Source organism: Isoptericola hypogeus, assembly GCF_039531145.1.
GTDB classification, from domain to species: domain Bacteria; phylum Actinomycetota; class Actinomycetes; order Actinomycetales; family Cellulomonadaceae; genus Isoptericola; species Isoptericola hypogeus.
On sequence record NZ_BAAAPM010000004.1, the window covers coordinates 66,617 to 79,031 of the forward strand.

Consider the following 12,415-nt stretch of genomic DNA (forward strand, 5'->3'; position numbering starts at 1 on the left):
GCCCCGCACCGTAGGCGGGATCAACGAGTGGATCCCTCACATCAGTGCTGACGAACAGCCCCCCACGACGTCGCGGCGGGGGTCGTCAGCAGCGGCACTGGGCGAGGCAAGCAGGGATGGGACATCAGCTTTTCGTATGGGCGCGATCACGAGGTCAGGGGTATTGACAGGGGTTACGAAACCTGTAATAGAATCCGGCCGGACGTGAAGCACGTCACACCGCCGACCGCTCCGGGCGACGGTGACGCGACCAACAGGAAGGGGCAGGCCAGTGATCAAGTACCTCGCCCGCCGCATGCTCACCTGGGTATTGATGATCTTCCTGGCGACGAACTTGACCTACCTGCTGGCCTCGGCGTTCCTCAATCCACGAGCCAACTACCTGGCCCGCAACCCGCGTCCCCCGGAGGCTTCGATCAACGCCACCCTGGACCTCTACAACCTCAACGACCAGACGCCACTGTTCACCCGCTGGAAGGAGTGGATCACCGGAATCGTCACATCGTGGGACTGGGGATCCAGCCCTACCGGCGGTTCGGTCAACGCCGAGGTCGCGGGCCGGATCTGGGTGAGCGCAGAATTCGTGCTGCTGGCCACCGTCCTCTCGACGCTCATCGGCGTCGGTGTGGGTGTCTACGCCGCCTCACGGCAGTACCGTCCCGCCGATCGCATCTCCCAGCAGGTCTCGGTGGTCACGCTCAACATCCCGACACCCGTCATGGCGACGGTCGCTGTCGCAGCCGGGATCTGGTTCAACAAGCAGCTCGGAAAGACCGTGCTGTTCGTCTCGGGCTCGGAGAGCATCGGCGTGCAGGGCTTCTTTCCCACGCTGCTCGACGCGGCCCGACATCTGGCCCTGCCCACGGCCACGATCGTCATCTGCGGATATGCCGGCTATCACTTCCTCCAGCGCTCGCTGCTCCTCGACAACATCAAGGCCGACTACGTGCGCACCGCGCGGGCGAAGGGACTGAGCACGGCCACGGCGATCCGCCGGCATGCCCTGCCCATGTCCTTCATCCCGGTCGCGACCTCCGTGGCCTTCTCCATCCCGGGCATCTTCACCGGTGCCGTCATCGCCGAGACGATCTTCGGCTGGGAGGGGATGGGGCGCTATTTCGTCACCACGATCTCTCAGAGCGACATCCACGGCGTGGTCGCGGTCGCCGCCTTCGGCGCCCTCGTCACGGCCCTCGGCGCGGTGCTGTCCGACGTCGTCGTCGCGACTCTCGACCCCCGGGTGCGGGTGAGCTGACATGACCGACCGGATCCTCCCCCCCAGCACAGGCATGGCCGAGCTCGAGCGCGAGCTGGAGCACCAGGAGCCTGGCCATGTCGACCCCGGAACGGTCGCCGGCGCGGCCGGAGGCGTCGTGGGCGCCGGTGCAGCGCCGACAGCACGCGGCGCACGCAAGTGGCGCCTCTACCTGCGGCGGTTCGTGCGCAACCGGATGGCAGTTGTCGGCGTCGTCGTCTTCGTCGCGATCGCCCTGCTCGGCATCGTCGGACCGCTGATCTCCGACTACACCTATGACGAGGTGGACTTCCTCGCGATCAACGATCCGCCCGGCGGCGACCACTGGCTCGGCACCACCGGTGCCGGCAACGACCTGTTCGCCCAGCTCACGCACGGGATCCAGCGGTCCCTGCTCATCGGACTCGTGGTCTCCTTGGCCACCACCCTGATCGCCGCATTCGTCGGGGCGATCGCTGCCTACGTGGGCGGTTGGGTCGAACGGGCGATCCTCGAGGTCATCCATTTCCTGCTGATCGTGCCGAGCTTCCTGATCTTGGCGCTCGTCTCCAACGACGTGAACGGCGACTGGCGGATGCTGATCGTCGTCCTGGCGCTCTTCGGCTGGATGTACTACGCGCGAATCGTGTGGACCATGGCCCTGTCGGTCCGCGAACGCGAGTTCGTCGCCGCCGCGCGCTACATGGGTCTCGGTCCCTGGGCCGTCGTGCGACGCCACATCGTCCCCAACATCGGATCCATGCTGACGATCTACTTCACCCTCGGAGTCGTCACCACCATCCAGGCGGAGACCGGGCTGTCGTTCCTGGGCTTCGGAGTCAAGGAGCCCGACACCTCGCTGGGCGCCCTCATCGGCGAGGGCAGCTCGCTGGTCTACAGCGCCCCGTGGATGTTCTGGTTCCCCGCTATCACGCTCACCCTCCTCACCGTGTCGATGGCCTTCATCGCCGACGGGCTCCGAGATGCCCTCGACCCCACATCCCAGGCTGGAGGCCGGGCATGACCACCACCACAGCCACCGAGCCGGTCCCAGGCGCCCCCGCGCTCGAGGAACCCGTTCTTCGCGTGCGCGACCTGCGAGTTGCTTTCCCCTCCGAGGCAGGTCGCGTCGACGCGGTCCGCGGGCTCTCGCTGGACCTGTGGCGCGGACAGACCCTCGGCATCGTCGGCGAGTCCGGCTCCGGCAAGTCGGTGACGGCCCTGGCCATCATGGGACTCCTCGCCGACACGGCGACGGTGAGCGGCTCCATCGAGATCGAGGGCCGAGAGCTTGTCGGCCTGTCCGACAAGGAGATGTGCGGCATCCGCGGCAACGACATCGCGATGGTGTTCCAGGATCCATTGACCAGCCTCACTCCGGTGCACAGCATCGGCAAGCAGCTGGTCGAGGCAATCCAGGTCCACCGCGATCTCTCCGAGGACCAGGCCTGGCAGCGCGGCGTCGAGCTGCTCGATCTCGTGGGCATCCCCAACGCGCCGGTCCGGATGAGGTCCTACCCGCACGAGTTCTCGGGCGGCATGCGACAGCGAGTGGTGATCGCCCTGGCCATCGCCAACGACCCGAAGGTGATCATCGCCGACGAGCCGACGACCGCTCTCGACGTCACCATCCAGGCGCAGGTGCTGGAGTTGCTGAAGAAGGCGCAGCGGGAGACCGGCGCCGCAGTCATCCTGGTCACCCACGACCTGGGTGTCGTGGCGGGCATGGCCGACGAGGTCGTCGTGATGTACGCAGGGCGACCGGTCGAGCGAGCCGAGGTCGACAGCCTGTACGCCGCGCCGCGGATGCCCTACTCGCTGGGGCTGCTCGGCGCGATCCCCCGCGCGGACGACGGGTCGCACGAGGCGCTAGTGCCGATCCTCGGCAATCCCCCGATCCTGATCGACCTGCCGGACGCGTGTCCTTTCGCGCCCCGCTGCCCGGTCGCGATCACGGCGTGCACCCGGCAGGAGCCCGAGCTCCTAGAGGTCGTCCCCGGTCACCAGGCGGCCTGCATCCGCAGCCGCGAGATCGAGGACGGTGCCATCGACGGAGTGTCCGTCTTCAGCAAGCCCGAGATCCCGCCCGGCGAGCTCGAGGCGGTGCCACGCGAGAGGCGGCCGGCGGTTCTCACCGTCACCGACCTCACTCGGGAGTTCCCGCTGACCAAGGGGGTGCTTAAGCGGCGGGTCGGCACGGTGCGCGCGGTCAACGGCATCAGCTTCGACGTTCGCCAGGGCGAGACCCTGGCGATCGTCGGCGAGTCCGGCTGCGGCAAGAGCACCACGCTGCTCTCGATCATGGACTTCGGCAAGGGCGCCGCAGGAGGCATCGACCTCGAAGGGGTCGACCTGAGCGGCCTACGAGGTCGCGCCGAGCGAGAGCAGCGCCGCAAGGTGCAGATCGTCTTCCAGGACCCCATGGGGGCCCTGGACCCCCGGTTCACGGTCTCCGAGCTGATCGCGGAGCCGCTGCGGGCCTTCTCGCTGGTCCCCAGTGCCAAGGTGCACGACCGGGTCGCGGAGCTGATGGATCTCGTCGGCCTGGATCCCGCGCACGTCGACCGGTTCCCGGGAGCATTCTCCGGTGGCCAGCGACAGCGGATCGGCATCGCCCGTGCGCTGGCGTCCGAACCCATGCTCCTGGCGCTAGACGAGCCGGTCTCCGCCCTGGACGTGTCGATCCAGGCGGGCGTGATCAACCTCTTCCAGCGACTTCAGCGCGAGCTCGGCCTGTCCTACGTCTTCGTGTCCCACGACCTGTCGGTGGTTCGCCACCTCGCCGACCGGGTCGCCGTCATGTATCTCGGGCGATTCGTCGAGTACGGCGACGTGGACCCGATCTTCGCCGAGCCAACCCACCCCTACACCCAGGCGCTGTTCTCGGCGATCCCGATCCCCGACCCACAGGTCGAGCGCACTCGGCAACGCATCCTGCTCACGGGAGACCTGCCGGCCCCCACCGAGGAGCTCTCCGGCTGTCCGTTCGCCAGTCGCTGCCCGCTCAAGCCGACGTTGAGCCAGGAACAGCAGCGCGAGTGCATCAGTGTCCTCCCGCCGCTCACCCCGAAGGAGGGCGTCGACCACAGTCACGCATGTCTGCACCGATGAGAGCCGATGCCTTCTGCGGCGAGAAGCTACGACCAGGAAGAGGACCCCAACCATGAAGGTTCAGAGCAAGAGCATCGCGTTCGCGGCGTTGCTCGCCGTCGCGCTGACCGCCTGCAGCGGCGGTGACGACGGCGGGTCCGGTGAGTCGCTGAAGAGCGACGAGCTGGCCAGCCAGGCCCAGTACAACCCGCAGCCTCGCGACAACGTCGAGGACGGCGGCACGTTCACCCGCGCCGTCGGGGAGATCCCCGACAACCTCAACACGCTGCACGCCGACAAGAGCGCCGACACCGCCGCGCTGTCGATGATGTACAACCCTCAGCTCCAGCTCATCGCCGAGGACGGCGCGCTGTCGTGGAACAAGGACTACGTCACGGACGTCTCGGAGGAGCTCGTCGACGGCAACCGGGTGGTTACCTACACCATCAACGACGAGGCCGTGTTCAACGACGGGACACCGATCGACTGGCGCGCCTTCGAGGCCCTGTGGAAGGTCTCCAACGGCAAGAACGAGAAGTACGCGCCGGTCTCGACCGAGGGCTACTCCCTGATCACCTCGGTGGAGCCGGGCGAGAACGACAAGCAAGCGGTCGTGACGTACGACGGTCCGTGGCTCTGGTGGCAGTCGCAGTTCAAGGAGGTCATCCACCCGGATGCCGCCAAGGACCCCGAGACCTTCAACACCGCTTACACCATGGACGCCCACGACGAGTGGGGCGCCGGTCCATATCACGTCAAGGAGCTGGAGCCGGGCGGAACGACCGCCGTCTTCGAGCGCAACCCTCACTGGTGGGGCAATCCCGGCAAGCTGGACGAGTTCGTCTTCCGAGCCATGGAGTCCACCGCTGCGATCAACGCGTTCCGCAACGGTGAGCTTGACGCCGTCTCGGCGACCAGCGCGGAGAACCTCGCCCAGATCGAGGGCATGGAGGGCATCGACGTCCGCAAGGCCGCGACGCTCGCCGTCACGTTCATGCACGTCAACGCATCCTCGCCCAAGCTGAAGGACGCCGACGTCCGCAAGGCGGTCCACCTGGGCATCGACCGCCAGACGCTGCAGGACGTGCGCTACGACGGGATGGGCTGGGACGCGGAGCTGCCCGGGATGGTCACGCTCTACCCGTTCCAGGAGGGCTACCGCGACACCTACTCCGAGATCGGCGGCGGCTACGACCCCGAGGAGGCCGGGAAGCTGCTCGACGGGGCCGGCTGGAGCGTGGGCGACGACGGCATCCGGGAGAAGGACGGCGAGAAGCTGCAGCTGCTGTTCCCGATCATCGGCGACGCGAGCTACAGCAAGAACGGCGCCGTGGCCCTGCAGGCGATGCTGAAGGAGATCGGCATCGACCTGAAGCTCGACTACCGCAGCGCCGACGAGTTCACCGACACCTACACGAAGAAGGACTACGACCTCTTCTCGCTCAACTGGGGAACGGCCGACCCGGACGAGAACTTCTTTTACTTCTGCTACTTCTACTGCTCCGACGCGGGCTACGTCGACCAGGAGACGATCGACACGTACGCCCCCGTGGTTCAGGAGATCGGCCAGGAGACCGACAAGGTGAAGGCCGTCGAGGCCTTCCTTCAGACCGAGAAGGACATCCTGTCCACCTGGCAGATCGACCCGTTGTACACCGGGCCGACCATCTTCGCGGTCAAGGAGGGCATGGCCAACTTCGGCGCCGACCTCTTCTTCTTTGGACCGATCGAGGACATCGGCTGGCAGAAGGGCTGAACCCAGGAGCTGCTGGCCACGGCAACGCAAGCCAGCGCGGAACGACGGTGCCGGCGCGATCCAGAGGTTCACGCCGGCACCGCCCGTCGTCCTGGCCGCGCGGCGCCGCCGACAGGTCACGAGTCTCGGGAGACGACGGCAGCCGATCTCCCCAGCTACGAAGGAGCACGACCCATGAGAACGACGCGAATCCTGGTCCTGGCTGCGGCCCTCGCCGTCGCCCTGACCGCCTGCTCCGGGGGTGACGGGGACAGCGACGTCCTGTCCGGCGAGAAGGTGTCGACGACCGCCGACTACAACCCGCAGCCACGGGAAGCGTTGGCCGACGGCGGGACGCTCACGACCGTGCTGTCCGGAGCCCTCTACGAACAGCTCAACCCGATGCACGCAGACATGAACAGCGGGGTGGTGGAGCTGGCCCGCTGGAACACCCCCCAGCTGCAGTCGATGAGTCCAGAGGGCGAGGTGACCTGGGACGAGGACTACGTCACTGAGGTCACCGACGAGCTGGTGGACGGAAACCGCGAGGTGACGTTCACGATCAACGACGAGGCAGCCTTCAACGACGGCACTCCCATCGACTGGCGCGCCTTCGAGGCCCGATGGGAGGTCTCGAACGGCCAGGACGAGGCCTACTCCGTCTACACGACCGAGGGTTACGCCGACATCACCTCGGTCGAGGCCGGTGAGGACGACAAGCAGGCCGTCGTCACCTACGACGGTCCGGGCATCTTCTGGAAGTCGCAGTTCGACACCGTGCTCCACCCGGACGTCGCCGACCCCGAGACCTTCAACATCGCGTTCGTGAAGGACCTGCACAACGAATGGGGTGCAGGCCCCTACCGCGTCAAGGACCTCAGCGACTCAGCCGTGGTCTACGAGCGCAACCCGGAGTGGTGGGGCGATCCCGGCAAGCTCGACGAGCGGATCTTCCGCTTCATGGAGGCCACCGCCGCCATCAACGCCTTCCGCAACGGCGAGATCGACGCCGTGCCGGCGAGCACGAAGGAGAGCCTCGCCCAGATCGAGTCCATGGACGGGATCGAGCTGCGGTCGGCGACCAAGACCTCGAGCAACATGCTGCAGATCAACCCGGAGGCACCGCTGCTGAAGGAGGTGCCGACCCGACAGGCGATCGCCCTGGGCTTCGACCGCGAGACCCTGGCGAAGGTGCAGTTCGACGGCTTGAACTCGGACACCGCCGTGTCGGGGTCGCTCACGCTGTACCCGTTCCAGGACGGCTACCGAGACGTCTATGCGGCAGCGGGCGGTGGCTACGACCCGGACCAGGCGAAGATCCTCCTCGATGAGGCGGGCTGGACCGTCGGCGAGGAGGGGATCCGCGAGAAGGACGGTGAGCGGCTCGAGCTGGTGTGGCCTATCACCACCGACACAGCCACCGCGAAGAACGTGTCCCTCGCTGCACAGCAGATGATGAAGCGGATCGGCGTCGACCTGGTGCTCGACTTCCGCGATTCCTCGGAGCTCGTCGCGACCTACGACGAGCGTGAGTACGACGTCTTGTTCGGCGGCTGGGGCACCTCGGCCCCCGACGAGGGCCTGGTCTACTTCTGCTCCCTCTTCTGCTCCGACAACGGTGGCACGAGCATGGAGAACTACGAGCAGCTCACACCCAGGGCTGCCGAGGCGGTCAGGCTCTCGGACCACGACGATGTGGTCGACACTTTCATGGATCTCGAGCAGCAGGCCTTCGAGCAGTTCGACATCGTGCCGCTCTGGAACGTCCCCGACATCGTCGCAGTCAAGGAAGGACTCGCCAACTACGGTGCCGGTCTGTTCTTCCGCGGCAGGGTCCAAGACATCGGCTGGCAGGAGAGCTGATCTCACGAACACGGGTGCGGCAACCCGGCGCCAAGTGCGAGCACGACGTCGTCACGGCCGCGCCGCTCACGACCACGCACCCGCTCCACCGACGACCGCGGCCACGCGCCTGCCGAGCCGGCCGCGGAAGTCCGGGTCCCCGACCGTACTCATCCTCAGGAGCACGACCCATGTACGACCATGACAGCCACCGGCTGTGGTACTCCACTCCCGCGCGCGAGTGCGCGATCATCGAGGAGGGCCTGCCAATCGGCAACGGGCGCCTCGGCGGTCTGGTAGGTGCCGGCCCAGGTGAGACGGTCACGTGCCTGACCGACGCCTCGATGTGGAGCGGAGTCCGCAATGAGGCCCTCGACGCATCGGGTCAGTTCCCCTACACCCGGGACGGCTTCGGCACCTTCCAGATGCTCTGCCGTACCAGGATCACGCTGGCCGGCCACGACTCCGACTCGGTGTCCGGCTACGAGCGGGCGCTCGACATCAGCAACGGCGTCCTCGTCACGACATACTCGATCGGCGGCGCGACGTTCCGTCACGAGTCGTTCATCAGTCACCCGCACGACGTCGTTGTCACCCGCATCACCCAGACCGGTGGCGGTCGGCTCACCGGCTCGGTCGAGCTGGAGCCGACCCGCGGCGAGAAGGTCGACACAGTCGACCGCGAGGACCGGATCGAGATGGTCGACGACCTGGGCAACGGCCTGCGCTTCGCCGTGACCGCCGGCGTCGCGACCCAGCACGGCGAGGTGGTCGCGGCCGGGGAGGCGGTCCGGTTCACCGAGGCGACCGAGGTCGTCGTCGTGGTGAGCGGCGGGACCAACTACCGTCCCGCCCCTGAGATCGCCTTCCGCGACCCCGATCTCGACATCTCCCGGGTCGCCCGCGCCAAGCTCGTGCATGCGCTGCGCGAGCCCGGGTCGCGGCTCCTCGCGACGCACGTGCGCGACTACCGCACGTCCTACGACACCTTCAGCCTCGACCTGGGGGCGTCCACCGCCGAGCAGCGGGAGCTCGACACGGCGAGCAGGCTCGCGGCACGTGGCGAGGAGGGCGCGATCGACCCCGAGTTCGACGTCCTCTACCTGCAGCTGGCCCGCTACCTGACGATCACGGGAAGCCGGGACGGCCTGCCCGCCAACCTCCAGGGCCTGTGGCTGGAGACGAACGCGCCGGACTGGATGTCCGACTACCACTCCGACATCAACATCCAGATGAACTACTGGCCGACCCACCGATTCGGCCTGGGCAAGCATGCGACCCCCCTGCTCGAGTACTGTCTCGCGCAGCTGCCTGACTGGACCCGCCAGACCAACGAGCACTTCAACGACCATCGCAACCGGTTCCGCAACAGCTCCGGCCGGATCGCGGGCTGGACCACGGCCTTCTCCACCAACATCTACGGCGGCAACGGCTGGTGGTGGCATCCGGGCAGCAGCGCGTGGCTGTGCCTGGAGCTGTGGCAGCACTATGAGTTCACCCTCGACCGACGGTTCCTCGAGCGGCTGATGCCGCTGCTGCGTGGCGCCGTGGAGTTCTGGGAGACCCGGCTGATCGAGAAGGAGGTGGGGGAGGGCGAGGACGCCCGCACCGTGCTCGTGGGCGACAAGAGCTGGTCCCCTGAGCACGGGCCGCAGGACGCCATCGGCCTCACCTACGAGCAGGAGCTCGTGCATGCTCTGTTCGGCAGCTTCGCCGAGGCGTCCCGGTTGCTGGATACCGACCACGAGCTCGCCGGACGTGCTCGTGAGATTCGAGACAGTCTCTACCTGCCCGCGGTCAGCCCGAAGACCGGATGGCTGCAGGAGTGGATGACCCCCGACAGCATGGGCGACCCGCAGCACCGTCACCTTTCCGGTCTCATCGGTCTCTACCCCGGTGACCGGATCCGCACGGACAACCAGCCGCAGGCGTACTTGGACGGCGTGCGCAAGCAGCTGGAGGTCCGCGGCTACGACAACTACGGCTGGGCCAACGCCTGGCGCGCGGCGTGCTGGGCGCGGCTCAAGGACTCGCACCGCGCCTACCGGTGCCTGTCAAGCATCCTGCGCCCAGCGGAGGGCCATCTCGGTGGGTCGGGCATCAACCTCTTCGACCTGTACCGGACCAGCCGCTACATCTTCCAGATCGATGCCAACTTCGGCGCCGCTGCGGCGATGCTCGAGATGTTGGTGCAGGCCAAGTCCGGGGTCATCGACCTGATGCCCGCCGTGCCTGCGGCGTGGAAGGACGGCAGCGTCAGCGGCATGGGAGTCCGTGGCGGCTTCGTGCTCGACATGACCTGGCGCGACGGTGCCCCGACCGTGGTGCGACTGCTCAGTGTCGGTGGTACGAGGACGGAGGTGCGTGTCGGTGACTGGCACAGGACCGTGAACTTGAGGCAGGGCGACGTCGTGACCCTGCGGCCGACAGGTACGGCATCCCCGCCGCCTCCGCCGTCGGGCGGTTGAGAAGGGCCGTGCCGCGGCCAGAGCCTGGTCGCGCTGGACACCCGGAACGGGCTGAAAATCAGGCGAGGCGGGTGAGCAGGCAGGGTCCACCCTCGTAGATGCCGCCGTCGATGGCCAGGACGAGGTCGTCGGCGTAGGACAGCGGTTCGGTGACGTCGACGTACGGCACTTCGGCCAGCTCCGCAGCGATCGAGTGGCCGTGGACGATGACCGACCCCCCGAGCGCGTCGAGCAGGCCGCGCGCGGCCGCCGGGCCTTCGTCGCTTCGAAAGGCGTGGCGCGAGGTCATCCGGCGCCACAGCTCCCACCAGCTGGCGATCTCGGTGCCGCGCATCATGCTCGCTGCGGTCTCGTTGATCTTCCCCGGGCTGTTGCCCCAATCGAGGTAGGCGAGCGTGTCGGAGTGCATGAGCAGGAAGTCGCCGTCGCGTGCCACGACCGGCAGGCTGCGCAGCCAGGCCAGGTGATCGTCGGTGAGCCCCTCCTGGTCAGCGCGCTGACCCCCACAGACGGTCCAGCTGCGCTGGAAGGAGCGCGCACGCCCCCCGTCATGGGGCACCACTTGGTGACCGAACAGCCACATACCCATGGCAAGGATCTCGTGGTTGCCCAGCAGGGCGCCGACTGCCCCGTCCGATTCGTCCACCAGCCGGCGCACCAGGTCGAGCACCGCCACCCCGTCGGGGCCCCGGTCGACGTAGTCCCCCAGGAACCACAACCGCGCGTCGCGCCCCGCCCAGTGACCCGCGGCGTCGACCAGTCCGGTCTCGACCAGGGTCTCGAGGAGGACGTCGACGTGCCCGTGGATGTCGCTCACGGCATAGACGGCCGTCACCGAACTCCCTCGATGCTGAGGGCTCGTGCGGCGACGAAGGCGTCCGCGCAGGCACGGACGTCGGCCTCGGAGTGGGCGGCCGAGAGCTGTACCCGGATCCGGGCGCGGCCGTGCGGGACGACAGGATAGGAGAATGCGATCACGTAGACGCCCTCGCGAAGCATGGCATCGGCGACCTCCGCTGCCCGACGTGCGCCGTCGGGGCCCGGGAACATGACGGCCGTGATGGGATGCTCGCCGGGCAGCACCTCGAAGCCCGCCTCCGCCATCAGCTCCCGGAACAGCGTGGTGTTGGTGCGAAGCTGCTCGCGTGCCTGCGTCGAGCCGACCGCGATCTCGAGGGCCTTGAGGGAGCCGCCGGCCACGGTCGGGGCCACGGCGTTGGAGAACAGGTATGGGCGCGAGCGCTGGCGCAACAGGTCGACCATCTCCTGGCGGCCGGCCACGTAGCCGCCCGATGCGCCACCGAGCGCCTTGCCGAGCGTGCCGGTGAGCAGATCCACGCGGTCCTGCACTCCGAAGTGCTCTGGAGTACCGCCGCCCCCGGGACCGACGAAGCCCACGGCATGGGAGTCGTCGACCAGCACCAGGGCGCCGAACTCCTCGCTGAGGTCGCAGATCTCGGCCAGCGGTGCCAGGTGCCCGTCCATGGAGAAGACGCCGTCCGTCACGATCATCACCCGCCGGGCGCCACCATCACGAGCCGACTCGAGCTGGGCGCGTAGGTCGGACATGTCGGCGTTGCGGTAGCGAAAGCGCCTCGCCTTACAGAGCCGGATGCCGTCGATCAGCGAGGCGTGGTTGAGCTCGTCGGAGACCACCGCATCCCGCTCGTCGAGGAGCACCTCGAAGACACCCCCGTTGGCATCGAAACAGCTGCCGTAGAGGATGCTGTCGTCCGTGCCGACGAAGTCCGCGATCGCGCGCTCGAGCCGCGTGTGGAGCTCCTGTGTGCCGCAGATGAACCGCACGCTCGCCATGCCGAAGCCCCACTCGTCCAAGGCGGCGGCCGCGGCCGCCTTGACGTCGGGATGGTCGGCGAGGCCGAGGTAGTTGTTGGCGCAGAAGTTGAGAGCCTCGGTCTGGCCGGTCGTGATATGGGCCGCCTGTGCCGAGCTGAGCTCACGCTCTCGCTTGTACAGCCCTGCTTCCTCGATCTCGGCAAGGGTGGCCCGCAGGTCCGCGCGTAAGGCTTCGTCGTACATGTGTCT

8 protein-coding genes are annotated in these 12,415 nt (G+C 67.7%); 6 read left to right on the top strand and 2 right to left on the bottom strand.

Translation table 11 applies throughout. From position 1 onward, the window contains the following. The first annotated feature begins 271 nt into the window (after positions 1–271). The 6 genes from ABD254_RS11670 to ABD254_RS11695 all read left to right on the top strand — a co-directional run bounded on the left by ABD254_RS11670 (position 272) and on the right by ABD254_RS11695 (position 10,369). Positions 272–1,255 (top strand): ABC transporter permease, encoded by a 984-nt coding sequence (locus tag ABD254_RS11670; RefSeq protein ID WP_344248592.1) that lies wholly within the window; start codon positions 272–274, stop codon positions 1,253–1,255. A 1-nt stretch (position 1,256) separates the two neighbouring features. Further along, positions 1,257–2,258: an ABC transporter permease gene (locus tag ABD254_RS11675; RefSeq protein ID WP_344248593.1), complete on the top strand. Its 1,002-nt coding sequence runs from the start codon at positions 1,257–1,259 to the stop codon at positions 2,256–2,258. Further along, positions 2,255–4,345: an ABC transporter ATP-binding protein gene (locus tag ABD254_RS11680; RefSeq protein ID WP_344248594.1), complete on the top strand. Its 2,091-nt coding sequence runs from the start codon at positions 2,255–2,257 to the stop codon at positions 4,343–4,345. Before ABD254_RS11675 ends, ABD254_RS11680 begins: the two co-directional genes overlap by 4 nt. Before the next feature lie 52 nt (positions 4,346–4,397). Further along, positions 4,398–6,080 (top strand): ABC transporter family substrate-binding protein, encoded by a 1,683-nt coding sequence (locus ABD254_RS11685; RefSeq protein ID WP_344248595.1) that lies wholly within the window; start codon positions 4,398–4,400, stop codon positions 6,078–6,080. Between the two features lie 174 nt (positions 6,081–6,254). After that, positions 6,255–7,922, top strand: a complete 1,668-nt coding sequence (locus ABD254_RS11690; protein WP_344248596.1) for an ABC transporter family substrate-binding protein — start codon at positions 6,255–6,257, stop codon at positions 7,920–7,922. A gap of 170 nt (positions 7,923–8,092) precedes the next feature. Continuing rightward, entirely contained in the window at positions 8,093–10,369 is a 2,277-nt protein-coding gene (locus tag ABD254_RS11695) for a glycosyl hydrolase family 95 catalytic domain-containing protein (RefSeq protein ID WP_344248597.1), read from the top strand. 58 nt (positions 10,370–10,427) lie between these two features. Here ABD254_RS11695 and ABD254_RS11700 read toward each other — a convergent pair whose 3' ends face one another. Continuing rightward, the gene (locus tag ABD254_RS11700; RefSeq protein WP_344248598.1) at positions 10,428–11,204 is read right to left on the bottom strand and encodes a metallophosphoesterase family protein; all 777 of its coding nucleotides are present in this window, start codon (positions 11,202–11,204) and stop codon (positions 10,428–10,430) included. Then, positions 11,201–12,409 carry a glycine C-acetyltransferase gene (locus tag ABD254_RS11705; protein ID WP_344248770.1) on the bottom strand — a complete coding sequence of 403 codons (1,209 nt, stop codon included), beginning with the start codon at positions 12,407–12,409 and terminating at the stop codon, positions 11,201–11,203. Before ABD254_RS11705 ends, ABD254_RS11700 begins: the two co-directional genes overlap by 4 nt. Positions 12,410–12,415 lie beyond the last annotated feature (6 nt).

Bases quoted from the DNA above. Each gene is read 5' to 3' on its own strand.
- ABD254_RS11675 (WP_344248593.1), top strand. From the start codon at position 1,257: ATGACCGACCGGATCCTCCCCCCCAGCACAGGCATGGCCGAGCTCGAG.
- ABD254_RS11680 (WP_344248594.1), top strand. From the start codon at position 2,255: ATGACCACCACCACAGCCACCGAGCCGGTCCCAGGCGCCCCCGCGCTC.
- ABD254_RS11685 (WP_344248595.1), top strand. From the start codon at position 4,398: ATGAAGGTTCAGAGCAAGAGCATCGCGTTCGCGGCGTTGCTCGCCGTC.
- ABD254_RS11690 (WP_344248596.1), top strand. From the start codon at position 6,255: ATGAGAACGACGCGAATCCTGGTCCTGGCTGCGGCCCTCGCCGTCGCC.
- ABD254_RS11695 (WP_344248597.1), top strand. From the start codon at position 8,093: ATGTACGACCATGACAGCCACCGGCTGTGGTACTCCACTCCCGCGCGC.
- ABD254_RS11705 (WP_344248770.1), bottom strand. From the start codon at position 12,409: ATGTACGACGAAGCCTTACGCGCGGACCTGCGGGCCACCCTTGCCGAG.